This is a genomic window from Clavibacter californiensis, assembly GCF_021952865.1.
GTDB classification, from domain to species: Bacteria; Actinomycetota; Actinomycetes; order Actinomycetales; family Microbacteriaceae; genus Clavibacter; species Clavibacter californiensis.
In genome coordinates this window covers 1,140,918-1,167,469 of record NZ_CP040792.1, presented here as the reverse complement: position 1 = coordinate 1,167,469, position 26,552 = coordinate 1,140,918, and the positions used below count along the sequence as shown (strand labels likewise).

Here is a 26,552-nt window from a genome sequence, read left to right as displayed (position 1 = left end):
GCCCCACCCCGCTGGGGGATGGGACGGCCGTCGTGGTCGTGCGTGAGAGCTAGACGCGCGCGAGGTCCGCGATGACGCGGTCCCCTGCGGCGGCCATGACCGTAGTCGCCTTGATCTCGGCGCGACCCAGGAGGTCGTCCATGCGACGGCGGCGGGCCTTCGTGATCAGCGTCACGACGGTGCCCTGCTTGCCCGCGCGGCCCGTGCGGCCGGCGCGGTGGAGGTAGCTCTTGTACTCGTCGGGCGCGTCGGCCTGGATGACCAGCCCGATGTCGTCCACGTGGATGCCGCGGGCGGCCACGTCGGTCGCCACGAGCACGCGGACCTTGCCGCTCGTGAGGAGCTGCAGGTTGCGCGTGCGGCGCGCCTGGTTGAGGTCGCCGTGCAGCGACGTGGCCGGGATGCCGGCGTCCTCGAGCTGGTCGGCGAGCTGCTCGGCGAACGCGCGGGTGCGGGCGAAGATCAGCGTCTTGCCCTCGCCCGAGCTGAGCTGCTCGATGATCGCGGCCTTGTCGCGCTGCTCGATGAGGAGCACGCGGTGGTCGATGGTCGACGACGCCTGGTCCTCGCCCGCGACCTCGTGGACGCTGGGCGACGGCAGGAACTCGTTGACGAGCGTCGCGACGCCCTTGTCGAGCGTGGCGGAGAAGAGCAGGCGCTGGCCGTCCTTCTTCACCTGGCGGAGGATCCGCTGCACGGGCTCGAGGAAGCCCAGGTCGCACATGTGGTCGGCCTCGTCGAGGACGGTGACGACGATCTCCGACAGGTCGAGGCGGCCCTGGTCGATGAGGTCCTCGAGGCGGCCGGGGGTCGCGATGAGGATGTCGACGCCGCGCTGCAGCGCACCCACCTGCTTGAACTGCGGCACGCCGCCGAAGATCGTGGTGGTGAACAGGCCCACCGAGCGGGCGATGGGCTGCACCGTGCGGTCGATCTGCATGGCGAGCTCGCGCGTCGGGGCGAGGATCAGCGCGCGGGGCTTGCGGCCCATCTTGCGGTTCTTCGCGCCGTCGTTCTCCAGCAGGCGCTCCACGAGGGGCGCGCCGAACGCGATGGTCTTGCCGGATCCGGTGCGGCCGCGGCCGAGCACGTCGCGACCCGCGAGCACGTCCGGGATCGTGGCGGCCTGGATCGGGAACGGGCTCGCCGCGCCCAGCTCCTCGAGCACGCGGACGATGTTCTGGCCGAGGCCGAGGGCCGCGAAGGTCACGCCGTCGACGTCCTTGGCCGTGGTGGCCTGGGCCTCGAGGCGCTCGAGCACGACGTCCTCGGACGGCGCGTGGCGCGGGGCGCCCTCCTTGCTCGGGTAGAAGTCGCTGTCGCGCTTGGGACGGGCGTCGTCGTAGGACGGGCGCTCGCTCCGCTGGGGGCGGTCGCCGTAGGAGGGACGCTCGCTGCGGGCCGGACGATCGTTGTACGAGGGACGCTCGGTACGGGCCGGACGGTCGTTGTACGAGGGACGCTCGGTACGGGCCGGACGGTCGTTGTACGAGGGACGCTCGGTACGGGCCGGGCGGTCGTTGTACGCGGGACGCTCAGAGCGCTCGGCGCGGTCGCCGTAGGAGGGGCGCTCGGTGCGCGCCGGGCGGGAGTCGCTGTACGACGGACGCTCGGTGCGAGCCGGGCGGTCGTTGTACGCGGGACGCTCGGAACGCTGCGCGCGGTCACCGTAGGACGGGCGCTCGGAACGCTGGGCACGATCGCCGTACGAGGGGCGCTCGTTCCGGTCGTTGTAGGCCGGACGCTCCGACCGCTGCGGCCGGTCGTTCCCGTAGGACGGACGGTCGTTGCGCGGCGCGCGATCGTTGTAGGACGGACGCTCGGAGCGCTCGCCGCCGCGGTCGGGACGCGAGTTGCCGTAGGACGGACGCTCGGAGCGCTGGCCGCGCTCGGCACCGTACGAGGGGCGCTCGCTGCGCTGGCCGCGGTCATTGCCGGCGCCGTAGGAGGGGCGCTCGCCGCGCTGCGGACGGGCGTCGCCGCCGCGCTCGGGGCGCGCGTTGGCGCGGTTGGGGCGGTCGCCGTACGCGGGACGCTCGCCGCGGCCGGCGGGGCGCTCGGCGCGGGGCTCCCAGTTGGGGCGGTCGCCGCCGCGCGCGGGACGGGCTGCGCCGCCGCGCTGGGGGCGGTCGTCCTGGCCGGAGCGCTGGGCACGCTCGTCGGCGTTCCAGCGCTGCTTCTTGGGCGCCGGATCGGAGTTGTAGCCGCGGTGGTTCGGGCTGCGGGATCCCGCGGGGGCGCGCTTGGCGCCGCGCGGGGAGTCGTTGTTGTAGGGCATGAGGGAGTCCTCGTTCTGCTCGGATGCATGACAATGCGCATGTGCGAAGCAGCGCGCTACAGGATCAGGGTGCGCAGAGCTGCTCTCAACCCGGGCAGTCGTCGACCGGGGGCCGTGTCATCGCGTGACGTACCCCTCTGCGGAACGAGAGGGGGAAACCGGCCCACCTGACTGACAAATCCATCCGCCCGGATGGATGGTCCGGTAGCGGTGTCAAGAGCCGACTGGAGAACACTACCGGACGCACGCCCCGGGCACCAGGGCAGCGCTCCGCCCGGGCGCGCCGCGTGGCGCCCCCGGGCGGGGTCGTGAGGGGAGGATCAGCTCGCGGTTCCGGACTCGGTCGTGGCCGCGGATCCGCCGGCCGGCAGCCCGCGCTCGGCCCGCTTCCGGTCTCCCCGCGCCCGGATCCGGAGACCCGCCCGCTCGACGAGCGAGTACAGCGACGGCAGCACCAGCAGGGTCAACACGGTCGACGAGAGCAGGCCGCCGATCACCACGATCGCGAGCGGCTGCGAGATGAACCCGCCGTGCCCGGTGAGCCCGATCGCGAGCGGCAGCAGCGCGAAGATCGTCGCGAGCGCCGTCATGAGGATGGGGCGGAGCCGTCGCCCTGCACCCTGCAGGATCGCCTCCCGGAGCGCCATGCCGCGCGTCCGGTACTGGTTCACGAGGTCGATGAGCACGATCGCGTTGGTCACGACGATGCCCACGAGCATCAGCAGGCCGATGATCGACGCGACGCCCAGCGGGATCCCCGTGACCACCTGCAGCAGCACCGCGCCGGTCGCCGCGAACGGCACCGAGACGAGGAGCACGAGCGGCTGGATGAGGCTGCGGAACGTCGCCACCATGATGATGTAGACGATCAGGATCGCCGCGAGCACCGCGAGCCCGAGCTGCCCGAACGCGTCGGACTGCTGCGACGCGACGCCGCCGAGCGACGCCTGCGCGCCGGCCGGCAGCTGCACGCCCGCGACGGCCTGCGACACCTCCGACGAGGCGAAGCCCACGTCGTCGCTGCCGGGCGTCGCGCTCACGGTCGCGCTGCGGAAGCCGCCCGTGGTCGTGACGGTCGCGGGTCCGTCCGCGATCTCGACGGTCGCGAGGTCGCTGAGCGGCACGAACCCGCGCGCGGTGGGGATCCGGAAGTCGCGCAGCGCCTGCAGGCTCTGCGCGGCGTCCGGGTCCTGGATGTAGATGGACAGCGTCTTCTCGTCGATCACGACCTGCCCGACCGCGGCAGGCAGTCGGCTCGCCGTGACGATGCCGCCCACGGCCTGCTCGCTGAGCCCGGCCGCGGCGGCCTTGGCCCGGTCCACGGTCACGGCGATGTACGGCTGCGTCTCGGAGAGGTTGCTCGTGGCCTGCTCGATGGACGGGATGTCCTTGACGGCCGCGAGGACAGCGTCCGCCGAGGTCTTGAGGTCGTCGGAGTCGTTGGCGGTGATCTCCACGGTGATGTCGCTCGAGGAGAAGCCGCCCGACGCCGCCGCGAGCGACACGTCGCCCACGTCGGTGAGGCCGTCGACCGCGGTGCGCACGCGCTCCCGGATGGCGTCCTGGTCGGCGTCCGCGTCGGTGGTGAGCGCGAACGTGATCCCGCCTCCGCCCCCGAAGGCCGAGGTGAGCGAGGTGCTGTCCGAGCCGATCGAGGTCTGCACGGTGTCGACGCCCTGCACGCCGATGAGCGCCTGCTCCACCTTCGTGGCCGCGGTGTCCTGCGCCTCGAGGCTGGTGTCGCTCGGCAGCTCCTGCGACACGGTCAGCGTGTTCTGGCCGCTGTCGCCGAGGAAGTTGGTCTTCATGCTCGGGATGAGCGCGACCGTGCCGCCGAGCACGAGGATCGCGAGGATCAGCGTGACGGCCGAGTGCTTCAGCGTCCACGCGAGGATCGGCCGGTAGCCGCGCTGGAGGCGCGTGGGCGCGCCGATGCCCTCGCCGCCGCTCTGGACCTCGCTCTGGCCGTCGGCGGCGTGCGATCCGCGGGCCCGCCGGCCCGATCGCCCGCGGTCGTCGACGGATCCACGGACGGCGGCATGCGCTCCCGTGCGCGTGGTCGCCGCGGCCTCCGCGGCGGCCGCCTTCCTCCGCGCCCGACGTGACTCGCACTCGGGCCGCAGGAACCAGTACGCGAGCACCGGCACGATCGTCAGCGCGACGAACAGCGACGCGGCGAGCGCGATGGTCACGGTCAGCGCGAACGGCCGGAACAGCTCGCCCGTGATGTCGCCCACGAGCGCGATCGGCAGGAACACCGCGACGGTCGTGGCGGTCGACGCCGTGACCGCGCCCGCGACCTCGCGCACGGCCGCGCGGATCGCGTCGAGCCGGTCGGGCGTGAAGGAGAGGTGCCGCTTGATGTTCTCGATCACCACGATCGAGTCGTCCACCACGCGCCCGACCGCGATCGTCAGCGCGCCGAGCGTGATGATGTTGAGCGTGTAGCCCGAGGCGAGCATCCCGATGAAGGTGATGAGCACCGATGCGGGGATGGAGATCGCGGTCACGATGGTCGACCGGATCGACATCAGGAACACGAGGATCACGAGCACGGCGAACACGAGGCCGAGCAGGCCCTCGGTGGTGAGGCTCGAGATCGACTGCTCGATGAACGGCGCCTGGTCGAACACGACCGTGAACTTCGTGTTGCTGCCCAGATCCTCCGACAGCTGCGGCAGGAGCTGGGTGACGAGGTGCGAGACGTCGACGGTGTTGCCCGCGGGCGTCTTCGTCACCGCGATGGTGAGGGACGGCTGTCCGTCGACGCGCGAGATGCCGGTGGTCGGATCCTGGCCGAGCTCCACGGTGGCGACGTCGCCGATCGTGAGCGCGCGACCGCCCGCCGCACCCAGCAGCGGCAGCGAGGCGAGATCCTGGGTGGATCCGAGGCGCGTCCCCGACTGCACCGACAGCGTGGTGCCGTCCTCCGTCACGGATCCCGCGGGCAGGAGCGAGCCGTTCGCGTCGAGCGCGTCGCGGATCGCCTGGTTCGTGAGGCCGGCGGCCTGCACCTCGGCGGGATCCGGCGTGATGACCACGCGCTGCCCGACCGTCCCCAGGAGGCTCGCGTCGCGCACGCCCGCGAGCTTGCGGATGTCGCCCAGGGTCGAGCGCTCGAGCGCGGCCGTGAGGTCCTGCGGGCTGAGGTCGCTCGTGACCGCGATCTGGATCACCGGCAGGTCGTCGATGCTGCCCGCGATCACGACGGGGTCGATCCCGTCGGGCAACGTGGTGCGGATCCGGTTGATGGCCTGGTCGATCTTCTGCTCGGCCGTCGCGAGGTCGGTGCCGTAGGTGAACGATGCGGAGATGACGGAGGAGTCGGTGCGCGAGGTCGCGGTGGAGGACTCCAGGCCAGGGACCGCCTGGATCGCGCGCTCGATGGGCGTCGACACGTCCGTGTCCACGACCGCGGGCGACGCGCCCGGGTAGGCCGTGACGACCGCGAGCTGCGGGAACGACACCGAGGGGATGAGCTCCTGCTTGAGCGTCGTGAGCGCGATGCCGCCGAACACCCCGATGACGATCGTGATGAGCGCGATCAGTGCCCGGTTGCGGAGGCTGAAGACGGAGAGGAGATGCAGGGGGTGCTCCTTGTGGGACGCGGGCCGCGGGTGCGGCGGTCGCTCGGACCGCTGATCGCCCGCACCGGGAACCCGCCCCGTGGGGGAAGTATCGCACCCGGCGTCGGGAAATCCCCGCTCGCGCCGGGTTTTCAGCACCGGATCACCGCATCCAGCCGACGCCCCTCTCCGCGGAGCATGCTGGAGGGATGGCGCACCGGGCATCGAGCACGAAGGAGCGCGTCCCCGAGCCCAAGACCTGCGCCTCGTGCGGCCGCACCATCGAGTGGCGGAGGAAGTGGGAGCGCGACTGGTACGAGGTGCGCTACTGCAGCGACGCGTGCCGGCGGCGCGGCGTCAGCGACGTCGACGAGCGGCTCGAGCGGCGGATCCTCGACCTCCTCGCGCACCGCGCCGGCGGCGCCACCATCTGCCCGTCGGAGGCCGCGCGCGCGGAGTCGCCCGACGACTGGCGCGAGCTCATGGAGCCCGCCCGCCGCGCGGCCCGGAGGCTCGTCGATGCGGGCGAGGTGGAGATCACCCAGAAGGGCTCGGTCGTCGACCCCTCCACGGCCAAGGGGCCCATCCGGATCCGCCGCCGCCGCTGACGAGGCACACTAGGGGGATGCATCGACCGACCCTCACCGTCCTGGCCGCCGTCGCGAGCGCGGCGCTCCTGTCCGGATGCGGGGCCAGCGCGCAGTTCACGTCGCCCACCACGGAGATCTACGCGACCACGGCGGACGCCCAGACCGCCCTCGGCACGGCGATGCCGACGTGGATCCCGGCGGACGGCACGCTCATCCGCACCAAGTCCGAGGCGAAGGCCGGCAGCATCGTCGCCGTCCAGACCGCGACGCCCGCGCCCGCGCCCGGCGGCTGCACCGACCTGCAGATGACCACCATCCAGGACACCTGGTGGCCGCCGGAGATCGACCCCGCGACGGTCACCTGCGCCGACGGCTGGAACGTCTTCGGCGCGAACGGCCGCATCTACGGCTGGAGCACCACGGTCCTGCCCTAGGCCCGTCCGGCCGCTGCCGCCGGCCGCTGACGCCGCGCCGCCAGAGCGCGCAGCACGAGGATCACGACCACGCCCACCGCGGCGCCGACGACCGTGTCGACCACCCGGTCCGCCACGAGCGGCAGCACGGGCAGCGTGCGACCGAGGCCGCCCATCACGAGCGCGAGCGGCGTGATGAAGACGAGCGCCACTCCGTAGTGCTTCCCGACCGCGAGCTCGGCCGCGAACTGGCACGCGACGGCGACGGCGATCACAGCCGGCGCCGGCAGGTGCAGCGCGAGGATCCCCGCGGCCACCGCCGACCCGGCCAGCGTCCCGAGCACCCGGTGCGCCACGCGCGTGAACGACAGCGGGCCGCGCACCACGGGCAGCACCGCGACGAGCGTCACGACCGCCCAGTAGTGGTGCCCGAGCCCGAGCGCCACGGCGATCGCGCCCGCCACGAGCGCGCCGACGACGTTCGCGACCACGGCGGTCCACGCGGCGGGGTCGCGGTGCACGGCGGCGTCGCGCACGGGGATCCGCGGCAGCGCGCGGAACCGGTGCGCGTGCGCGTCGGGCGTCCAGCGTCGGAGCAGCCACCCGGACATGCAGACGCCGGCGGAGAAGAGGATCGCCGCGACCGCCGTCACGAGCGCGTCGCGCGCCTGCGCGGCATCGACCGGCACGGCCGCGCACACCACGAGCCCGAACACCGGGAACAGCGGATGCGGCGGCACCAGGCTCATCGCCGTCGACACGAGCGACGCCCCGCCCAGCACGATCGCGAGCCCCACCGCCTCGAGCCCGAGCGGCGCGTCGTCGAGCGAGAGCAGCACGCCCGTCGAGATCGCGACGAGCATCATGGCGGCCCCGGCGCCGACGCTCGCGAGTCGCAGCCGGTACCGCTCGTTCCGCCCGTAGAGCCCGGTGAAGGCGCCGAACGACGCGTAGAGCGCGAGGTCGAGGCGGTCGATCGCGAGCAGCACCACCAGCGGCACGAGGAGGCCGACGCTCGCCCGCATCGCGGCCTCGAGGTCGAGCGTCCGGGTCGACGGCGGCCGCGGGGCGGGCGATGAGGTCACACGGGGTCCGATCTCCCCGGGTGCGGAGACGGGGCGTCCCCACGGTACGCCCGCCCGGCGCCGACCCCGGACGCGGCGACGCGCCCCCGGTCTCCCGGGGGCGCGTCGGCCGGTCGTGCGGGTGCGGCTAGGAGCGCGCGGCCCGCAGCACCGTGAAGGAGCGATCGCGCGTGAGGATGCTCGTCGCGTCCTCCGTCACGTTCTGCTCGGAGTCCGACGAGATCGCCAGGTGCCATGAGACGCCGAGACCCTCGGGCAGCTGGAACTCGACCGGACCCTCGGCCGCGTTGAACGCGACGAAGAACGCGTCGCTGTCCTTTCCCTTCATGATGACGCCGATGCTGAAGGCGTTCGGGTCCGTCCAGTCCTCCGGGTTCAGCGTGGCGCCGTCGGCCCGGATGAAGCGCACGGCCTCCTCCTGGCCCTCGACGTCGTCGCCGCGGAACCAGATGGGACGCAGCGCCCGGTTGCCGCGGCGCAGGCGGATCAGCTTGCGCGTGAACTCCTGCAGCTCGCGGTCCGCGTTCGCCCAGTCGAACCACGAGATCTCGTCGTCCTGGCAGTACGCGTTGTTGTTGCCGCCCTGCGTGCGCGCGATCTCGTCGCCGCCGAGCACCATGGGGACGCCCGACGACAGCAGCAGCGTGCCGAGCATGTTGCGGCGCTGGCGGTCGCGGATCGCGTTGATCTCGGGGTCGTCCGTCGGCCCCTCGACGCCGGCGTTCGAGGAGCGGTTGTCGCTCTCGCCGTCGTTGTTGTCCTCGCCGTTGGCCTCGTTGTGCTTCTCGTCGTACGAGGTGAGGTCCGCGAGCGTGAAGCCGTCGTGCGCCGTGATGAAGTTCACGCTGCACAGCGGGGAGCGGCGGCCGGACTCGTACACGTCCGGGCTGCCGGTGATCCGCTGGGCCAGCGCGCCGAGCACGTTCTGCCCGCTGTGCCAGAAGTCGCGCACGTCGTCGCGGAACTTGCCGTTCCACTCGGACCAGTCGGCGGGGAAGCCGCCGACCTGGTAGCCGGCGGTGTCCCACGGCTCGGCGATCATCTTCACGGGCGCGAGCACCGGGTCCTGGTGGACGAGGGTGAGGAACGCGCTGTGCAGCTCCGCGTCGCCGTCCTGGCGCGTGAGCGTCGTGGCGAGGTCGAAGCGGAAGCCGTCGACGTGCATCTCCTCGACCCAGTAGCGGAGCGAGTCCATGATCAGCGCGAGCGCGGCCGGGTGGCCGACGTTGAGGCTGTTGCCGGTGCCGGTGGTGTCGAAGTACGACGCCTCGTCGCCCTCCACGAGCCGGTAGTAGGACGCGTTGTCGATGCCCTTGAGCGACAGCGACGGACCCATGTGGTTGCCCTCGGCCGTGTGGTTGTAGACCACGTCGAGGATGACCTCGAGGCCGGCGGCGTGCAGCGCCTTCACCATCTCCTTGAACTCGGCGACCTGCTGGCCGCCGTCGCCCGCGGAGCTGTAGTCGGAGTTCGGCGCGAGGAAGCCGATGGAGTTGTAGCCCCAGTAGTTGCGGAGGCCCTTCTCCTCGAGGTGCGAGTCCTGCATGAAGTGGTGCACGGGCAGCAGCTCGACGCTCGTGACGCCGAGGTCGGTGAGGTACTCGATGGCGCTGGGGTGCGCGAGGCCGGCGTAGGTGCCGCGGATCTCCTCGGGCACCGACTCGAGCTGCTGCGTGAAGCCCTTCACGTGGACCTCGTAGACGACAGTCTCGTCGAGCGGGGTGCGCGGGGCCTCGTCGTCCTCCCAGTCGAAGCGGCGGTCGGCCACGACGGAGCGGGGCATCGAGGCGGCGGAGTCGATGTCGTTGATGGCGGAGGGATCCGCGAAGGTGTGCGCGAAGACCTCCTCGCCCCAGGTGGGGTGGCCCTCGATCGCGATGGCGTAGGGGTCGAGCAGGAGCTTGGCGGGGTTGTGGCGGAGGCCGCGGGCGGGGTCCCACTCGCCGTGGACGCGGAGGCCGTAGCGGGTGCCGATGCCCGCGCCCTCGACGAGGCCGTGGAACACGTGGCCGGTGCGCTCGGAGAGGCGGGTGCGGGACTCGGTGCCGTCATGGTCGAAGACGCACACCTCCACCGCCTCGGCGGTCTCGGAGTACACGGCGACGTTGAGGCCGCTGGGCAGCCCTCCATCGCGGGCGACGACGGTCGCGCCGAGCGGGTAGGGGCGGCTGATGTAGGAACGGCTGACGGGAGGCAGGTCGATGGTCACCGGTTCAGTATGCTCGCGCCCGCCCAACTCCTTCGTGCACTAAGGGCAATCCCCAGGCGGCCGTCCGGTGTCCGGCGCCCCGCGGACACCGGGCGCCCCCAGCGCGCGCCCGCCCTAGACCAGGACCGACCGGTCCACGACGTCGTGCTCCCGGCCGGCGTCGATCCGGCCGGCGTCGGGCGCGATGCCGCGCCAGGCGTCCTCGAGGATGTCGAGCGCCCGGTCGGTGGCGGCCGGCGTCGCCGTGATGGGGATCCGCAGGAACCGCTCGAACGCGCCGTCGTGCCCGAACCGGCTCCCGCCCGTGATCGCGAGCCCCCGCGACCGGGCGGCCAGCGCGAGCTCCGTGCTCACGGGAGCGCCGATCCCGACCCACACCGCGAGCCCGCCGTCGACGTGCGGGACCTCCCAGCCGGGGAAGCGCCGCGCGAGCTCGGCCTCGACGTGGTCGCGCGTCTCGCGCAGGCGCGCGCCGCGCTCGGCGAGGATCCCGTCCATGCCGCCCAGCACCTCGGCCACCACCAGCTGCTCGAGAACGGGCGTGCCGAGGTCGCGAGCCGAGCGCGCCCGGGCGAGGTCGCGCAGGAGCGGCCGGCCGGCGCGGATCCACCCGACCCGCAGCCCACCCCACACCGTCTTGCCCACCGACCCGACGAGCACGACCGCGCCCGGCGACCCGTGCACGGCGAGCGGCGGATGCACGGTCGCCCGGTCGATGTCGAGCTCGGCCGTGGTCTCGTCGGCGATCACGGTGACTCCGTGCGCCTCGGCGAGCGCCACGATCCGCGCGCGCTGGTCCTCGGGCATCGTGCGTCCCGTCGGGTTGTGGAAGTCGGGCATGAGGTAGGCCAGCGCGGGCCGGGTGCGGCGGATCGTCTGCTCGAGCACGTCCTCGTCCCAGCCGTCGGCGCCGACGCCCGCCCCGACGAGCCGCGCGCCGGAGTCGCGCAGCGCCTGGATCGCGTGGGGGTAGCTCGGCTGCTCGACGAGCGCGCGGTCGCCGCGGTGCACGAGCACGGCGGCGAGGAGGCCGATCGCGTGCTGCGCGCCGACGGTCACCATGACGTCGTCGGCCTCGGTCGGGAGGCCGCGCGCGCGGTAGCGGGCGGCGATGGCCTCGCGGAGCTCCGGCAGCCCGTCGACGTCGTAGCCGTGCCCCTCGAGGTGCGCGGGCAGCCGGGCGGCGGCGCGCATCGCGGCGTCGGAGAGCGCGGGCGCCGCGGGGACCGCCGCGCGGCTCATGTCCGCGACCTCGCGGCCGCCGCCCTCCGCGCGGAGGGGGCTCCTGGGGATCCGCGTCACGCTGCCCGAGCCGCGGCGGCTCGCCAGGTGGCCGGTCCCGCGCAGCGCCGCGTACGCCGCCGCGACGGTGGTGCGGCTGAGCCCGAGAGCGGCGGCGAGCTCGCGTTCCGCCGGCAGCCGGGCCCCCACGGGCACGCGCCCATCGAGCACGAGGTGCCGGATCCCGTCCGCGAGCGCCTGGTACGCCGGGCTCCCGGGTCGCGCCCACTCCCCCAGCAGCGCCGTGAGGGCGGTCGGGCCGAGCACGGCGGAGGGAGCGGATGCAGCGAGGGTCATGAGGCCACAGCCTGTCGATTGGCATCTTGTCCCGCAACCCCCGGGCGCGATTGGATCTCCCCCATGCTCCGTCGCTCAGTCCAGTTCGCCATCGGCATCTTCCTCTACGGCTTCGCCATCGGCATGATGCTCCAGGCCACCATCGGCGTCTCCCCCTGGGACGTGCTCAGCCAGGGCCTCGGGCTGAGGACCGGCATCCCGTTCGGCGTCGCCACCAACATCATCGGCGCGCTCGTGCTGCTGCTCTGGATCCCCATCCGCCAGCGTCCCGGCTGGGGCACCGTCCTCAACGTCGTCTTCGTCGGCTACAGCGCGCAGGTCGCGCTCGCCGTGGTGCCGGCCGTCGACAGCCTCTGGATCCGCATCCCGCTCTTCGCCACCGGCCTGGTGCTCCTCGGCGTCGCGACGGGCCTCTACATCGGCGCGCACTTCGGCCCCGGCCCGCGCGACGGCCTCATGACCGGGATCCACCGCCGCACGGGCTGGCCGGTGTGGCGCGTGCGCGTCGGCATCGAGCTGGTCGTGCTCGCGATCGGCTGGGCGCTCGGCGGGAACGTGGGGGTCGGGACGCTCGCGTTCGCGCTGCTGATCGGCCCCGTCGTCCAGCGCACCCTTCCCCTCTTCGACCTCCCCGTGCCCGCCCGCGCACCCCGCCGCCGCGCGCGCGGCGCCACCCCGGACGACCCCGCCGGCGCCGTCCCCACCGGCCCGGTCGCGACGGTCGGGTAGTCCGCGGGGCGACGGGGATCCAGCGGGGTCACGGGCCACACCCAGCGCCGTCGCGTCCCGGGCGCGTCGCCATGTATCGTGGCCGCTCGTGACACCGGACCCCCAGGCTCCCGAGAGCAGTCCCGCCAAACGGCTGCTCATCGGCGAGAAGCTCGCCAGCGACAAGCTCGAGGGCCAGCTGCTCCCCAAGCACCTCGCGCTCCCCATCTTCGCGAGCGACCCGCTCAGCTCGGTCGCCTACGCGCCGCAGGAGCTGCTGCTCATCCTCACCCTCGGTGGCCTCGCGTTCCTGAGCTTCGCGCCCTGGGTCGCGGCCTGCGTCGTGATCCTCCTGGTCGTCGTGGTGCTCAGCTACCGCCAGCTCATCAAGGCGTACCCGTCGGGCGGCGGCGACTACGAGGTGGCGCACAAGAACCTCGGCGAGAAGGCCGGCCTCGTCGTCGCGTCCGCGCTCCTCGTCGACTACATCCTCACGGTGGCGGTGTCGGTGGCCTCGGGCGTCGACAACATCATCAGCGCGATCCCGGAGATCGCCCCGTTCCGCGTCGAGATCGCGGTCTTCTTCGTGGCGCTCCTCGCGGCCGTGAACCTCCGCGGCGTGCGCGAGTCGAGCAAGGCCTTCGCGGTGCCCACGTACCTCTTCATCGCGAGCGTCGGCCTCATGATCGTCGTCGGCCTCGTCCGCACGGCCCTCGGCGACCCGCCCGTCGCCGAGTCCGCCGCCTACACGGTCGAGACGCCGAGCCTGTCGCAGGTCGCCTTCATCCTCCTGCTGCTGCGCGCGTTCTCGAGCGGCTGCTCCGCGCTCACCGGCGTCGAGGCCATCTCGAACGGCGTGCCGGCGTTCCGCACGCCCAAGGTCAAGAACGCGCAGGCCACCCTGGTGATCATGGGCGGCACCGCCATCGTGCTGTTCGTGGGCCTCACGACCCTCGCCCTCATCGCCCAGGTCCACTACGGCGAGAAGCCGTGCGACCTCATCGGCTGGGCCGGCTGCGCCACGGAGCCGCAGAAGAGCCTCATGGCCCAGGTCGCGGGCGCCACCTTCGGCAACGGCAGCGTGATGTTCTACCTGCTGCAGGCGACCACCGCGGCTGTGCTCCTCCTCGCGGCCAACACCGCGTTCAACGGCTTCCCGCTCCTCGGCTCCGTGCTCGCGAAGGACGCGTACGCGCCCAAGTCGCTGCTGACGCGCGGCGACCGCCTCGTCTACAGCAACGGCATGCTGCTCCTGGCGCTCGGCGCGACGCTCATCCTCGTCGTGTACCAGGCCAACCTCACGCAGCTCATCCAGCTCTACATCATCGGCGTCTTCGTCTCGTTCACGCTCGGGCAGACGGGCATGGTCGTGCACTGGACCCGCATGCTCCGCGAGGGCTGCGCGAACCGCGGCGAGGTGATCCGCGGGCTCGCCATCAACGCGTTCGGCGCGCTGCTCACCGCGCTCGTCCTCATCGTCGTCACCATCACCAAGTTCACGCACGGCGCCTGGCTCGTCTTCGCGATCATGCCGGTGCTGTTCCTCCTCATGCTCGGCGTCAACCGCTACTACCGCGACGTCGAGAGGGAGATCGAGGTCGACCCCGTCACCGTCTTCGGCTCCACGGGCGACCACGCCGTCGTGCTCGTCGGCCGGATGCAGAAGCCGGTCCTCAAGGCCCTCGACTACGCCATCGCCGCGAACCACGACAGCATCGAGGCCGTGCACGTCTCCGTCGACGACGAGGCGACCAAGCTCCTCGAGCGGCAGTGGGTCGAGATGGAGATCGAGATGCCGCTGCGCATCGTCGCCTCGCCCTACCGCGACATCAGCTTCCCGCTCATCAAGTACCTGAAGTCCCGTCGCGCGGAGCACGGCAGCGAGATCATCACGGTCTACACGCCCGTCTACATCGTCGGCCACTGGTGGGAGACGCTGCTGCACAACCACAAGGCCAGGCGGATCCGCCAGAAGCTGCTCCTCGTGCACGGCGTCACGCTGGCGCTCGTGCCGTGGCTGCTCGACTCGTCGGAGCTCATCTACGGCCGTCGGTCCCGGCCGGTGCCCGGGCAGGATCGCCGCGGCGAGCCCGTGCGCCCCGCCGTCCGCCGGTCCGGCCCGCCGCCGACCACGCCCGTCAAGCACACCAGCGGACGCCGGACGCCGTAGGTCCGGCCGCACGTCCGCGTGACCCCGGACCCGCGCCACGCGACGTCCGATGCGCGCGGCCTCGTCCCGCGTCCCGTGTCCTCGAAAAGGAGGACACGACTGTAGGCTCGTCGATGCACGAGGTCTTCCCCCGAGAGCTCGTGCAGGTCGACCGGATGGCGGGGTGCCCCAGCGTCGGCGCACCCGGTGCCGGTCGGAACACGTCCGGACCGACCCGTGAGATCCGGACCGACGTGGGGGCCCCGCCGCGAGTTCCCGCGGACGGCGCCGGCCCCCACGACCCCTCCTCGGCGGATGCCCTCCGCGCGGCGACGCCGCGGCTCAGCCGAGGGCCGCGAGGACCTGCCTGGCCACGCGACGACCCGCGCGGTTCGCGCCGATGGTGGACGCCTGCGGTCCGTAGCCGACGAGGAACACCCGCGGATCCCGTGCGGACACCCCGGACTCGACGCGCACGCCGCCCTCCTTCTCCCGGAGGCCGAGCGGCGCCAGGTGCCGGATCTCGGGCCGGAAGCCGGTCGCCCAGATCACGGCGTCGACCTGGTCCCGCTCGCCGTCCGCCCAGACGACGGCGTACTCCTCGAAGCGCGCGATGGGCCCACGGCTGTCGAGCAGCCCGCGACGGATCCCCGCGGCGATGCGCCGCGTGCGCGGCACCCCCGTGCCGCTGACGATGCTCGGCAGGGCCTCCCCGGCGCGCGCGGCCCGGTCCTGGAGGTCCACCGCGCGCACCGCGGCCTCGACGTCGAGCTCGCCCGCCTCGAGGAAGTCGACGGGACGCCGGGTCGACCACATGGTGCGCGCGGCCACCCCCTCCAGCTCGAGGAGGAAGCCGATGGCGGACGTGCCGCCGCCCACGACGAGCACGCGGAGCCCCCGCAGGTCGGCGGCCGCCCGGTAGCCGGACGTGTGCAGCTGCCGCCCGCGGAACGTCGCGAGCCCCGGATACGAGGGGATGAACGGCGCGCCCCACGTGCCCGTGGCGTTGACGACGAACCGCGCGACTCGGTCGCCGTCCGTGGCGCGCACGAGGAGCGGGCGGGCGGAGTCGGAGGGGTGGGCGGCGCGGCGGCGCGACGCGACGGGAGGCGGCACGTCCGCGTCGAGCACAGCCCGCACCTCCACCGGGCGTTCGACCCGAAGGTCGAAGTGCCGCTCGTAGCGTGCGTAGTGGTCGCGCACGACGTCGCGCGCGGGCAGGCGCCGATCGGCCGTCGCGAACGAGATGCCGAGCTCGGACATGCCGGGGAGGTCGGCCACGCGGTGCGCGGATCCCAGGCGGAGGGCCGCCCACCGGTGCTGCCAGGCGCCGCCGGTCGTGGGCCCGCGGTCGAGCACGACGGCGTCCTCGCCCATGCGGAGGCCGAGCCGCTGCAGGTGGTACGCGACGGAGAGTCCGGCCTGTCCGGCACCGATGACCACGACCTGGGTCTCTGCCGGCTGGGAGGTCATGGGACGACCAGGCTAGCGGCCGCTCCCCGGCGCATGGCCAGCACGGATCGAGGTCGTACGATGCCCGTGCACGCTCCTCGGACGGGGAGGACACGCCCGGGACGACAAGGGCCACATGTTAGGGTAGCCCCTAGGTTTTCTCCAATCCCTGTCCGCTGATTCCAGCGTTGTCACCGCCCGTCGGGGCCTGAGTCGTGAGGGGGTCTCGCATGGGGCGCGGCCGTCAAAAAGCTAAGCACACCAAGATCGCGCGAGAGCTGAAGTCGTTCAGTCCCAATGTGGACTACACGCAGCTGGAGCGCGAGCTGACCACCCACGGGGCGGTCGACGAGCAGTACGCGGCCGAGGCCGCCAAGTGGGACGAGTACGCGGACGAGCCGGACGCCTACGTCCCGGGCGACGAGCAGAAGCGCGCCTGATCCGTCGCCGGCCCCGGTCGGATGAGCATGGACCCGCCTCCTCGTGAGGCGGGTCTCCTCATGTGCGCCCGCGTGTCATGCGCGCACCGGCGCCCGGCGCCGAGCGCCGGGTCGCGGGCTGATGCGCCGGACGTGACGCGGATCAGTCGCGGTAGCGGCCGGTGAGGCGCACGGCCCCGCCGTCGACGCCCTTGGCGCCCTGCTCGAATCCGGCGCCCGCGGGGGCGTCGCCGATCGTCACGCGGCCGGCCTCCCACGTCGGGATGCCCGCGGCGGTGAGCGCGCGCGCGATGCCGTCCGCAGCCGCGGCGTCGACCACCGCGATCATCCCGATGCCGAGGTTCCAGGTGCCCTCCGCGCTCTCGAGCGTCGAGCCCGCGATGCCGGCGAGCGCACGGAAGACCGCGGGCGGCGACCAGGTGGAGCGCTCGAGCTCGCTGAAGGACCCTCGGGGCAGGACGCGCGCGAGGTTCGCCGCGATGCCGCCGCCGGTGACGTGGCTGATGGAGTGCACGGCAGGGCCGAGCTCCGGCTGCGCGAGGACGTCGAGCAGCGGCGTCGTGTAGAGGCGCGTCGGCTCGAGGAGGACCTCGCCGACCAGGCCGCCGAGCTCGGCCGACGTGTCGCCGAACCCGATGCCTGCGACGCTGAGGATGTGGCGGACGAGCGAGAAGCCGTTGCTGTGCAGGCCGCTGGACGCGAGCGCCAGCACCACGTCGCCGTCGCGCACCCGCTCGGATCCGAGCACGGAGTCGGCCTCGACCGCGCCGACCGCGGCGCCCGCGACGTCGTAGTCGTCCGGCCCGAGGAGCCCCGGGTGCTCGGCCGTCTCGCCGCCGACGAGGGCGGTGCCGGTGTCGGAGCAGGCGCGGGCGATGCCAGCGACGATGTCGGCGATGCGCGCGGGCACGACCTTGCCGCACGCGATGTAGTCGGTCATGAAGAGGGGGCGCGCGCCGACCACGACGATGTCGTCGACGACCATGCCCACGAGGTCCTGGCCGATGGTGTCGTGCTTGTCGATGGCCTGCGCGATGGCGACCTTGGTGCCGACGCCGTCCGTGGAGGTCGCGAGGAGCGGGTGGCGGAAGCGGGTGAGGGCGCTCACGTCGAACAGCCCCGCGAATCCGCCGAACCCGCCGATGACCTCGGGGCCGTGCGTGCGGGACACGGCCTCCTTCATCAGCTGGACCGCGAGATCGCCGGCCTCCGTGTCGACGCCGGCCTCTGCATACGAGCTCTTGGTGGTCACGCGTACAGGGTAGCGGCCGGGCGCGTCGCTCCCGTGTGGGAGACTGGCCGCTCCCCCACCTCTTCTACTCTTCAGGAGTCAGCCGAAGCATGTGCGGCATCGTCGGCGTCGTATCGTCCGAACCCGTCAACCAACTCGTCTACGACAGCCTCCTGCTCCTGCAGCACCGCGGTCAGGACTCCACCGGCATCGCCACGGCGGAGGGCAACACCTTCCACGTGAAGAAGCTCAGCGGACAGGTCCGCGAGGCCTTCCGCACGCGCGACATGCGGTCGCTCCTCGGCACGATGGGCCTCGGCCACGTGCGCTACGCGACCCGCGGCAGCGCAGCCGACGAGGACGAGGCGCAGCCGTTCTACGTGAACGCGCCCTACGGCATCGTGCTGGTGCACAACGGCAACCTCACCAACACGCGGGAGCTGGCGCAGGAGCTCTTCCACGTGGATCGCCGCCACACCAACACGAGCTCCGACACCGAGCTGCTCGTCAACGTCCTCGCGCACGAGCTGCAGTCGCAGGTGTCCGGCCTGGCGCTGGATCCCGACCAGGTCTTCACGGCCGTCGAGCGCGTGCACGAGCGCGTCCAGGGCTCGTACGCGTCCATCGCGATGATCGCCGGGCACGGCATGCTCGCGTTCCGCGACCCGTTCGGGATCCGCCCGCTCACGCTCGGCCGCCGCGAGCTCGAGGGCGGCCGCATGGAGTGGGTCGTGGCGAGCGAGTCGCTCGTGATGGAGTCGCTCGGCTACGAGATCGTGCGCGACGTCCGGCCCGGCGAGGCCGTGTTCATCACCATGGACGGCGAGATGCACGCGCGCCAGTGCCACCCGGCGCCGCGCCTCATCCCTTGCGCCTTCGAGTTCGTGTACCTCGCGCGGCCCGACTCGGTCATGTCCGGCATCGGCGTCTACGACTCGCGCCTGCGCATGGGCAACCGGCTGGCGGCGACCATCGCGGAGCACAGCCCGGCGGGCGACATCGACGTGGTCATGCCCATCCCCGACTCGGCCCGGCCGTCGGCCATGCAGGTCGCGCAGACGCTCGGCATCGAGTACCGCGAGGGCTTCTACAAGAACCGCTACGTCGGCCGGACCTTCATCATGCCGGGGCAGGCGCAGCGCAAGAAGTCGGTGCGGCAGAAGCTCAACGCGATGAGCTCGGAGTTCAAGGGCAAGAACATCCTCATCGTCGACGACTCCATCGTCCGCGGCACGACGAGCCGCGAGATCGTGACCATGGCGCGCCAGGCCGGCGCCAACAAGGTGACGTTCACGTCGGCCGCGCCGCCGGTGCGCTACCCGCACGTGTACGGGATCAACATGCCGTCGCGGCAGGAGCTCATCGCCCACGGGCGGAAGATCCCGGAGATCGCGCAGGAACTCGGCGCCGACCACCTCATCTACCAGGAGGTCGCGGACATGCGCGACGCGATCCTCGAGGGATCCACCGGCGTGGAGGACCTCGAGATGAGCTGCTTCACGGGCGAGTACATCACCGGCAACGTGACGCCGGAGTACCTGTCCTGGCTGGAGCGCACGCAGCTCAGCTGATCCGCGCGATCGCCGGGTGCCGGATCAGGCGCCCGGCTCGCCCCGCTCGCGCTCGGCCGTGAGGACGTGGGATCGGCGCGAGGCCGCGCGGTCGAGCGCCAGCGCGAGGAGCGCGGCCAACCCGCCGAAGAGGACGACCGCGAACAGCGCCAGGAACGCGAGCACCTGGGCCTCGGAGAACTCCGGGTTCGGCGGGAACGTGAGCGTGAGGACCATCGCCACGATGATCCCGAGCACCGCGCCGACGCCCATGAAGCGGAAGTAGCGGGGGGACCGCCGCACGAGGACCTCGGTGCGGCGCTCGTCGTCGGGCTGGGGTCGGGCGTCGGTCATGCGTCCATCATCCCCCGCGCCGCCGACGCCCGACGAACCGCGGACGCGCCGGCGGGCGCTCAGCGATCGGCCGGGAGCTCCCACGGCACGGGGAGGAGGCCCCGGAGGTCGGCGCGGAGCCCGGACGCGCGCACGGCGCCCGCCTCGACGCCCGCGTCCCAGGTCGAGCCGCCCGTGGCGAGCGCGATCCACGTGGCGGGATCGGTCTCGATGACGTTCGGGGGCGTGCCGCGCGTGTGGCCCGGGCCCTCGATGCACTGGACGGCGCCGAACGGCGGGACGCGCACCTCGACGGTGCCGCCGGGTGCGAGATCCGCAAGCGACTGCAGCAGGAAGCGGACCGCGGTGGCCCGCGTCTCCCGATCGGCGTCGGCGCCCTGGGCGAGCGCGGCCCGCACGGCGGGCTGTCCGACGGTGGGATGGATGCGCGCCTTGGCCATCTTCCCAGGATGCCAGAGCGGTGAGGTCGGGCAGCCCGGCCGGCATCGCCGTGCCCCTCGTAATGGGGCGTCGCCGCGTGTCCGCACTTTGGGGGACATCCATTACCGTGTATGGAAGTGCCCGGCGGTGACACGACCCGCTCGGCACGGCAGGACGTCCTCCCTCCCCTGGCCTCCCCGGCCACGGGAGGACAGGGACGATGCGCCCGCCGGCGGACCCGAAGAACGCCGGAGAGGGCAGGGAGCCGACCCGTGCCGTACCCGCGGCGGGTCGGCCTCCCGCCCTCCGCCCCTCTCCCGTCGCGCGGCTGCGGCGCGCCCGCCGGCGCCCCCAGGGGCCCGGGGCGGCGGGGTCGGCGTCGATAGGGTGGGGGCGTGAAGATCCTGGTACTCGGTTCCGGTGCGCGCGAGCACGCCATCGTCACGGCCCTGCTCCGGGAGGATGCGGGCCACGAGATCGTCGCGGCGCCCGGCAACGCGGGGATAGCGCGCGCCGTGCCCGTGGTGAAGATGGACATCGACGACCCGGTCGTCGTGGCCGAGCACGCGCTCGCGGAGGGCTTCGAGCTGGTCGTCGTGGGGCCGGAGGCGCCTCTCGTCGCCGGGGTCGCGGACGCGCTCCGCACGCGAGGCATCCCGGTCTTCGGGCCGGGCCGCGCCGCCGCCGCGCTCGAGGGCTCGAAGACCTTCGCCAAGCGCATCATGGAGGAGGCGGGCGTGCCCACGGGCCGCGCCGCCCAGGCCGGCACCGTCGACGAGGTCGAGGCCGCGCTCGACGAGTACGGCGCCCCCTACGTCATCAAGGCCGACGGCCTCGCCGCCGGCAAGGGCGTGCTGGTCACCGCCGACCGCACGCTCGCCCTCGAGCACGCCCGCCACTACCTCGGCCAGGGCACGGTGCTCGTGGAGGAGTTCCTCGCCGGGCAGGAGGTGTCGCTCTTCCTCCTCTCCGACGGGCACGACGTGGTCCCCCTCTCCCCCGCGCAGGACTACAAGCGCCTGGGCGACGGCGACGCCGGACCGAACACGGGCGGCATGGGCGCGTACTCGCCGCTGCCGTGGCTGCCTGCGGGCTTCGTCGACGAGGTCATCGACACCATCGCGCTGCCCACCGTGCGGAAGCTCGCGGAGGAGCAGACGCCGTTCATCGGGCTGCTCTACTGCGGGCTCATCCTCACCGCGGACGGGATCCGGGTCATCGAGTTCAACGCGCGCTTCGGGGACCCGGAGACGCAGGTCGTGCTGCCCCGCCTCGTCACGCCGCTCTCGCAGCTGCTGCTCGCGGCCGCGTCGGGCGAGCTCGGCGGGGTCGCGCGGCCGGAGTTCTCCGACGACGTCGCGGTCACCGTGGTGATCGCGAGCGAGGGCTACCCGGAGGCGCCCCGGACGGGGCGCGTCATCGAGGGCGTGGAGGAGGCGGAGCGCGTCGAGGGCGTGAGCATCGCGCACGCCGCCACCGCGGAGTCGGAGGCGGGGCTCGTCGCCACGGGCGGGCGCGTGCTCAGCGTGGTCGCGACCGGCGCGTCGTTCGTGGAGGCGCGATCGCGCGTCTACGAGGCCGTCGGCAGGTTGTCGCTCGACGGGTCGCAGCACCGCACGGACATCGCCGCGCAGGTCATCCGATGAGCGCCGGGACGCCCGCCGGCCACGCCGCCGACTGGGACCTCCCGGGCTGGGAGCACGCGTACTCGGGCAAGGTCCGCGAGCTGTTCAGCCCCGCGATCGACGACACGGAGGACCGCTCGCTCGAAGGCGAGCCCCACGTGCTGGTCGTCGCGACCGACCGCGTGAGCGCCTACGACTTCGCTCTCGAGCCCGGGATCCCCGGCAAGGGCGAGCTGCTCACCCAGCTCAGCCTGTGGTGGTTCGACCGGCTCGACGTCCCGAACCACCTCGTCGATGGCGCCACCCTCGACCGCATCGGCATCCCGGAGCAGGTGCACGGGCGCGCCATGCTCTGCCGCGTGCTCGAGATGCTGCCCATCGAGTGCGTCGTGCGCGGCTACCTCGCGGGATCCGGCTGGGAGGAGTACCGGCAGCACGGCACGGTGTGCGGGATCCCGCTGCCGGCCGGCCTCGCGCAGGGCGATCGCCTCCCCGAACCGATCTACACGCCCGCGTGGAAGGCGCCGCAGGGCGAGCACGACGAGAACATCACGTTCGCGCGCACCGAGGAGCTCGTGGGGCACGAGGAGGCGGCGCGTCTCCGCGACCTGTCGCTCGACGTGTACCGCCGCGCGTCGGCCATCGCGGAGGAGCGCGGCGTGATCCTCGCGGACACCAAGTTCGAGTTCGGCATCGACCCGCGCACGGGCGTCACCACGCTCGCGGACGAGGTGCTCACGAGCGACTCGTCGAGGTACTGGGACGCGGAGGCGTACGCGACGGGCAACCGCACGGACAGCTTCGACAAGCAGATCGTGCGCGACTGGCTGGCGGCGAACTGGGATCGCACCGGGACGCCGCCCGTGCTGCCGCAGGAGATCGTGGAGCGGACGGCGGAGCGGTACCGGGAGCTCATCGCGCGGCTGACCGGGCGCTAGGGGCGCCCGCTCCACCGGCTCCGCCTGCTCCCGGGGCGGGCCGTGCCGTGTCCCGGCGCGCTGCGTCAGCGGTGCCAGGACCACAGCGGATCCGGCTACAGGTGCTCGTATCCGCGGACGACGCGATCGATGGCGACCTCCGCCACCTCGCGGGCGTCCTCGTCGGGCAGCTCGTCGATGGCCCCCTCGATGTCCTGGCCGCCCATCCTCAGGACGGCGAGGCGCTCGAACTCCTCGACCGCCTCGGGCGTGGGCTGGTCGGCCTGCCCCGCGCTCGAGGTCTCGTCGGCGCGCGGGTCGGTGTGCTGGTCCATGGTGGATCCCCTCTGTCGTGCGTGGGCGGTGCGGATCGCGCCCCGGCCCTGCCGTCAGGGTCCCACACCCACGTGGCCGGGGGATCCGAGGCGGCCAGGATGCCACACGATCGCGGTGTCGCGCCGCCCGCCGGCAGCCGGACTCGGACGCTTGTAGGTTCGAAGGACGACCGGGCCCCGCCCGGCTCATCCCTCGACGATTCGGCGCCCCACCCCGTGACATCCGGCCCCCAGCCCGCCCACCCCCTCGACGCGGAGGTCCCCGCGCGCGTCCGCCTCGCATCCGGCGCGGTGCCGCCGGGCGATGACCGGCCGGGACCCGCCGTCGCGCTCGTGCGCGCGGCGCTCGCGGAGACGCCCCCGGGGCCGGCGTGGACGACTGAGCGGGCTCTGGCGCTCGCGGTCGCGCTCGGCGACGCCGGCGCGCGGCCGGGTGCGGGCCGCACGGCGGATCTCTGGGAGGCGCTCGCGACGCTCGCCGCGGCCGACCTCGGCATCGCGCGGACGGTCGAGCCGCACCTGGACGCGCTCGCGATCCTCGATCAGGAGCGGGACGCCGCGGGCGAGGACGGCGCCACGGGCGACGCTACGCACGCGGGCGACGCCGCGGCGCGCACCTGGGGCGTGTTCGCGGCCGAGGGCGGCGGGGATCCGCTGACGGCCGTGGCGGACGCCGACGGGCCGGACGCGGTGCGCCTGTCCGGCACGAAGCCGTGGTGCTCGCTCGCCGGCTCGCTGACGCACGCCCTCATCACCGCCGCGGACGATGACGGCTCGCGCGGCCTCTTCGCGGTGGACCTCCGACAGCCCGGGGTCGAGGTCGTGCCCGGCGCGTGGGTCGCCCGCGGGCTCGTGGAGGTGCCGAGCGGGCCGCTGCGCATGCGCGACGTGCCGGCGCGACGCGTGGGCGCGCCCGGCTGGTACCTCGAGCGGCCCGGGTTCCACTGGGGCGGGATCCAGGTCGCGGCCTGCTGGTACGGCGGCGCGGTCGGGCTGGCGCGCACGCTGCTCCGGGCCGCGTCCCGCGAGGGCGCCGACCGACTGCTGCTCATGCACCTGGGGGCCGTGGACGCGGCGCTCGACGGCGCGCGCGCGTCCCTCGCCGAGGCCGCCGGGCTGGTCGACCGCGGGCTCGCTTCGGGCGAGGAGGGGCGGCTGCTCGCGAAGCGGGTGCGCGCCGTCGTCGCCCGCGCGGTGGACGAGACCCTGACCCATGCGGCGCACGCGCTCGGGCCGGCGCCGCTCGCGCAGGACGCGGATCACGCCAAGCGCGTGGCCGACCTCGGGCTGTACGTGCGGCAGCACCACGCGGAGCGCGACGACGCGTCCCTCGGCGGGGCGCTCGCGGAGGTGGCGCGGCGGCGGGCCTCGGATGCGGACGCGGAGGCGACGACGACGGCGACGACGACGGACACCGCCACGGCCACGGCAGCCGGTCCGGCGACCGGGACCGACGCGACGCCCGCGATGAGCGTCGCGTTCGACGCGCGCGAGCCCGGCACCGACGCGGGCGCCTGGGACGCGGATCCGCGCTGGGACGCGCTCGACGCGCCCGACCTCACGGGGATGGCCGGGCTTCTCGTGGTCTCCGCGCACGCCGACGACGAGTCGATCGGCGCCGCGGGGCTGATGGCGACCGCGGCCGCGCGCGGCGTGCCGGTGACCCTCGCGATCGTGACGGACGGCGCCGCCTCGCACCCCGGATCCCCCACGCGCACACCCGACGAGCTCGTCGCCCTCCGCCGCGACGAGGCCCGCGCCGCCCTCGACGAGGTCGCGCCCGCCGCCCGGCTCGTGCTCCTCGGGCACCCCGACGGCGGGATCCGCGAGCGCCGCGACGCCGTGCGCGACGACCTCGCCGCGCTCCTCGCCGACGCCGCGCCGGGCACCTGGGTCGCGGCACCGTGGCGCGGCGACGGGCACCGGGACCACCGCGTCACGGGCGAGGTCGTCGCCGAGCTGGTGGGCGCGCTGCCCGCCGGGCGCGGGATCCGGCTCGTGGAGTACCCGGTGTGGATGTGGCACTGGGCGACGCCCGACGACCCGCGCGTCCCGTGGGCCCAGATGCGCGCGCTGCCGCTCGACGCGCGCGTGCGGGAGGCCAAGCGGGCCGCGATCCGTGCGCACGCCAGCCAGGTGGATCCGCTGTCCGACGCCCCCGAGGACGCGGCCGTGCTGCAGCCCGGGTTCCTCCGGCACGCCGACCGCGACCGCGAGGTGCTGATCGTGTCCGACGACGCGACCGCGACGCCCTCCGCCGCCGAGCGCTTCGACGCCGCGTACGCCCGGGCCGAGGATCCGTGGCGCGTCACGACCCGCTGGTACGAGCGCCGCAAGCGCCTCGCCACCCTGGCGGCGCTGCCCGACGAGCGGTACCGCCGGGCGCTCGAGATCGGCTGCTCCATCGGCGTGACGACGGCCGGTCTCGCCGAGCGCGTGGACGAGCTGCTGGCCGTGGACGTCGCGCCGACCGCGGTCGAGCGGGCGCGCGTGCGCCTCGCCGACGCCCCGCACGTGCGCCTCGAGGTGCGCGACATGGGCGCCGACTGGCCGGCCGGCCAGTTCGACCTCGTCGTGATGAGCGAGGTCGGCTACTACCTCGACGACGCCGCGTTCGACCGCGTGCTCGCGGCCCTGCCCGGCGCCCTCGGCGCCACCGGCACGCTGGTCGCCTGCCACTGGCGGCACCCGGAGGGCGACTTCCGGCGCACGGGCGACGAGGTGCACGCGCGGCTCGCCGCCGTCCCCGGGCTGCACGTGCTGGCGCGGCACGAGGAGGACGACTTCCTGCTCGAGGTGCTGTCGGCGGATCCGCGCTCGGTCGCCGTGCGCACGGGGCTGCGGTGACGAGCGGATCGGCCGCGGCGGCCGGGGTCGAGCCGGCCCCGCGGATCCGCGCGGTCACGGTCGTCATCCCGGCGCGCGACGAGGAGGCGCTGGTCGGCCGCTGCCTCGCGTCGGTCGAGGTCGCCGCGGCCCGCGCACGGGCGGACGGGGTGCGAGTGCGCGTGATCCTCGTGGCCGACGACTGCAGGGACCGCACCGCCGAGGTGGCGCGCGCCGCGGGCGTCGAGGTCATCGAGAGCGCCGCCGGGCGCGTGGGCGCCGCGCGCGCCCAGGGCGTCGACGCGGCCCGCGCGGGCTGGGACGGCGACGACGCCGAGCACTGGATCGCGTGCACCGACGCCGACTCCGCGGTGCCGCCCGCGTGGATCACGAGCCAGCTCGAGCTCGCGGACGCGGGGGCCGACGTGGTCGTCGGCACCGTCCGCCCCGAGCTGGAGGACCTCAGCCCGGATCAGGTCGCCGCCTGGCGCGCGACCCGAGTCGCCGGCCACGCCAACGGGCACGTGCACGGCGCGAACCTCGGCGTGCGCGCGGACGCCTACGCCGCGGCCGGCGGCTTCCCGGCCGTCGCGGAGCACGAGGACGTCGACCTGGTGGGCAGGCTCCGGGCGCTCGACGCGCGGATCACGGCGTCGGCGGCCGGTGAGGTGCTCACGTCGAGCCGCCGCGAGGGGCGCACCCCCGGCGGGTACGCGGGCTACCTGCACGTATCGCTGCTGGAGCGGGCGCGCGAGCGGGAGATGGAGCGCCAGCGTGCCGCGGGCTGCGACAGCCCCTGCGTGCCGGCGGGCTGACCGGACGACCG

Annotated in this window: 20 protein-coding genes; 10 read left to right on the top strand and 10 right to left on the bottom strand. The window is 73.7% G+C overall.

Going from position 1 to position 26,552, the window contains the following annotated elements:
• Positions 1–49: 49 nt before the first annotated feature.
• A complete protein-coding gene (locus FGD68_RS05895; protein ID WP_237609897.1) occupies positions 50–2,278 on the bottom strand; it encodes a DEAD/DEAH box helicase in 2,229 nt (742 codons plus the stop codon).
• A gap of 320 nt (positions 2,279–2,598) precedes the next feature.
• Entirely contained in the window at positions 2,599–5,865 is a 3,267-nt protein-coding gene (locus FGD68_RS05890) for an efflux RND transporter permease subunit (RefSeq protein ID WP_119373244.1), read from the bottom strand.
• 188 nt (positions 5,866–6,053) lie between these two features.
• Here FGD68_RS05890 and FGD68_RS05885 point away from each other — a divergent pair, with 188 nt between their 5' ends.
• Both FGD68_RS05885 and FGD68_RS05880 read left to right on the top strand, forming a co-directional pair.
• Entirely contained in the window at positions 6,054–6,452 is a 399-nt protein-coding gene (locus tag FGD68_RS05885; protein WP_119373242.1) for a DUF2256 and DUF3253 domain-containing protein, read from the top strand.
• A gap of 17 nt (positions 6,453–6,469) precedes the next feature.
• Positions 6,470–6,868, top strand: a complete 399-nt coding sequence (locus FGD68_RS05880) for a hypothetical protein (RefSeq protein ID WP_104236847.1) — start codon at positions 6,470–6,472, stop codon at positions 6,866–6,868.
• Here FGD68_RS05880 and FGD68_RS05875 read toward each other — a convergent pair.
• The 3 genes from FGD68_RS05875 to yczR all read right to left on the bottom strand — a co-directional run bounded on the left by FGD68_RS05875 (position 6,865) and on the right by yczR (position 11,719).
• Complete coding sequence (locus tag FGD68_RS05875) at positions 6,865–7,932, bottom strand: FUSC family protein (RefSeq protein WP_119373243.1); 1,068 nt, start codon at positions 7,930–7,932, stop codon at positions 6,865–6,867. The genes FGD68_RS05880 and FGD68_RS05875 overlap by 4 nt on opposite strands.
• Before the next feature lie 127 nt (positions 7,933–8,059).
• Positions 8,060–10,141, bottom strand: a complete 2,082-nt coding sequence (glgX, locus tag FGD68_RS05870) for a glycogen debranching protein GlgX (RefSeq protein WP_119373617.1) — start codon at positions 10,139–10,141, stop codon at positions 8,060–8,062.
• Between the two features lie 114 nt (positions 10,142–10,255).
• On the bottom strand, positions 10,256–11,719 hold the full coding sequence (gene yczR, locus FGD68_RS05865) for a MocR-like transcription factor YczR (RefSeq protein ID WP_237609896.1): 1,464 nt from the start codon (positions 11,717–11,719) through the stop codon (positions 10,256–10,258).
• Between the two features lie 63 nt (positions 11,720–11,782).
• Between yczR and yczE the strand changes: the two genes are divergently transcribed.
• Both yczE and FGD68_RS05855 read left to right on the top strand, forming a co-directional pair.
• The gene (gene yczE / locus FGD68_RS05860) at positions 11,783–12,448 is read left to right on the top strand and encodes a membrane protein YczE (protein WP_237609895.1); all 666 of its coding nucleotides are present in this window, start codon (positions 11,783–11,785) and stop codon (positions 12,446–12,448) included.
• A gap of 88 nt (positions 12,449–12,536) precedes the next feature.
• Positions 12,537–14,597, top strand: a complete 2,061-nt coding sequence (locus FGD68_RS05855; protein WP_104236842.1) for an APC family permease — start codon at positions 12,537–12,539, stop codon at positions 14,595–14,597.
• A 321-nt stretch (positions 14,598–14,918) separates the two neighbouring features.
• Here the strand turns inward: FGD68_RS05855 and FGD68_RS05850 are convergent, their stop codons facing one another.
• Positions 14,919–16,049, bottom strand: a complete 1,131-nt coding sequence (locus FGD68_RS05850; RefSeq protein WP_119373276.1) for an FAD-dependent oxidoreductase — start codon at positions 16,047–16,049, stop codon at positions 14,919–14,921.
• A gap of 209 nt (positions 16,050–16,258) precedes the next feature.
• Between FGD68_RS05850 and FGD68_RS05845 the strand changes: the two genes are divergently transcribed.
• The gene (locus tag FGD68_RS05845; protein WP_012037444.1) at positions 16,259–16,468 is read left to right on the top strand and encodes a DUF3073 domain-containing protein; all 210 of its coding nucleotides are present in this window, start codon (positions 16,259–16,261) and stop codon (positions 16,466–16,468) included.
• Between the two features lie 142 nt (positions 16,469–16,610).
• Here FGD68_RS05845 and purM read toward each other — a convergent pair whose 3' ends face one another.
• Positions 16,611–17,720 carry a phosphoribosylformylglycinamidine cyclo-ligase gene (gene purM, locus FGD68_RS05840; protein ID WP_119373275.1) on the bottom strand — a complete coding sequence of 370 codons (1,110 nt, stop codon included), beginning with the start codon at positions 17,718–17,720 and terminating at the stop codon, positions 16,611–16,613.
• Positions 17,721–17,809: 89 nt separating this feature from the next.
• Between purM and purF the strand changes: the two genes are divergently transcribed.
• Entirely contained in the window at positions 17,810–19,270 is a 1,461-nt protein-coding gene (gene purF / locus FGD68_RS05835; RefSeq protein ID WP_104236839.1) for an amidophosphoribosyltransferase, read from the top strand.
• Between the two features lie 24 nt (positions 19,271–19,294).
• Here the strand turns inward: purF and FGD68_RS05830 are convergent, their stop codons facing one another.
• Both FGD68_RS05830 and FGD68_RS05825 read right to left on the bottom strand, forming a co-directional pair.
• Positions 19,295–19,603, bottom strand: a complete 309-nt coding sequence (locus FGD68_RS05830; RefSeq protein WP_119373274.1) for a hypothetical protein — start codon at positions 19,601–19,603, stop codon at positions 19,295–19,297.
• 59 nt (positions 19,604–19,662) lie between these two features.
• The gene (locus tag FGD68_RS05825) at positions 19,663–20,043 is read right to left on the bottom strand and encodes a sterol carrier family protein (protein ID WP_104236838.1); all 381 of its coding nucleotides are present in this window, start codon (positions 20,041–20,043) and stop codon (positions 19,663–19,665) included.
• Between the two features lie 375 nt (positions 20,044–20,418).
• On the opposite strand from FGD68_RS05825, the gene purD reads away from it, so the two are divergent.
• Both purD and FGD68_RS05815 read left to right on the top strand, forming a co-directional pair.
• The gene (gene purD, locus FGD68_RS05820; protein ID WP_104236837.1) at positions 20,419–21,669 is read left to right on the top strand and encodes a phosphoribosylamine--glycine ligase; all 1,251 of its coding nucleotides are present in this window, start codon (positions 20,419–20,421) and stop codon (positions 21,667–21,669) included.
• On the top strand, positions 21,666–22,586 hold the full coding sequence (locus FGD68_RS05815) for a phosphoribosylaminoimidazolesuccinocarboxamide synthase (protein ID WP_119373673.1): 921 nt from the start codon (positions 21,666–21,668) through the stop codon (positions 22,584–22,586). Before purD ends, FGD68_RS05815 begins: the two co-directional genes overlap by 4 nt.
• A gap of 95 nt (positions 22,587–22,681) precedes the next feature.
• Here FGD68_RS05815 and FGD68_RS05810 read toward each other — a convergent pair whose 3' ends face one another.
• Positions 22,682–22,900 (bottom strand): hypothetical protein, encoded by a 219-nt coding sequence (locus FGD68_RS05810; protein ID WP_119373674.1) that lies wholly within the window; start codon positions 22,898–22,900, stop codon positions 22,682–22,684.
• A 216-nt stretch (positions 22,901–23,116) separates the two neighbouring features.
• Here FGD68_RS05810 and FGD68_RS05805 point away from each other — a divergent pair, with 216 nt between their 5' ends.
• Positions 23,117–25,747 carry a PIG-L family deacetylase gene (locus FGD68_RS05805; RefSeq protein WP_237609894.1) on the top strand — a complete coding sequence of 877 codons (2,631 nt, stop codon included), beginning with the start codon at positions 23,117–23,119 and terminating at the stop codon, positions 25,745–25,747.
• A complete protein-coding gene (locus FGD68_RS05800) occupies positions 25,744–26,541 on the top strand; it encodes a glycosyltransferase (RefSeq protein ID WP_237609893.1) in 798 nt (265 codons plus the stop codon). The genes FGD68_RS05805 and FGD68_RS05800 overlap by 4 nt, the downstream gene beginning before the upstream one ends.
• The last annotated feature ends 11 nt before the right edge of the window (positions 26,542–26,552 follow it).

Bases quoted from the DNA above. Each gene is read 5' to 3' on its own strand.
- FGD68_RS05850 (WP_119373276.1), bottom strand. From the start codon at position 16,049: ATGACCTCCCAGCCGGCAGAGACCCAGGTCGTGGTCATCGGTGCCGGA.
- yczR (WP_237609896.1), bottom strand. From the start codon at position 11,719: ATGACCCTCGCTGCATCCGCTCCCTCCGCCGTGCTCGGCCCGACCGCC.
- yczE (WP_237609895.1), top strand. From the start codon at position 11,783: ATGCTCCGTCGCTCAGTCCAGTTCGCCATCGGCATCTTCCTCTACGGC.
- FGD68_RS05825 (WP_104236838.1), bottom strand. From the start codon at position 20,043: ATGGCCAAGGCGCGCATCCATCCCACCGTCGGACAGCCCGCCGTGCGG.
- FGD68_RS05810 (WP_119373674.1), bottom strand. From the start codon at position 22,900: ATGGACCAGCACACCGACCCGCGCGCCGACGAGACCTCGAGCGCGGGG.
- FGD68_RS05880 (WP_104236847.1), top strand. From the start codon at position 6,470: ATGCATCGACCGACCCTCACCGTCCTGGCCGCCGTCGCGAGCGCGGCG.
- FGD68_RS05830 (WP_119373274.1), bottom strand. From the start codon at position 19,603: ATGACCGACGCCCGACCCCAGCCCGACGACGAGCGCCGCACCGAGGTC.
- FGD68_RS05845 (WP_012037444.1), top strand. From the start codon at position 16,259: ATGGGGCGCGGCCGTCAAAAAGCTAAGCACACCAAGATCGCGCGAGAG.
- FGD68_RS05895 (WP_237609897.1), bottom strand. From the start codon at position 2,278: ATGCCCTACAACAACGACTCCCCGCGCGGCGCCAAGCGCGCCCCCGCG.
- FGD68_RS05815 (WP_119373673.1), top strand. From the start codon at position 21,666: ATGAGCGCCGGGACGCCCGCCGGCCACGCCGCCGACTGGGACCTCCCG.
- purF (WP_104236839.1), top strand. From the start codon at position 17,810: ATGTGCGGCATCGTCGGCGTCGTATCGTCCGAACCCGTCAACCAACTC.
- FGD68_RS05885 (WP_119373242.1), top strand. From the start codon at position 6,054: ATGGCGCACCGGGCATCGAGCACGAAGGAGCGCGTCCCCGAGCCCAAG.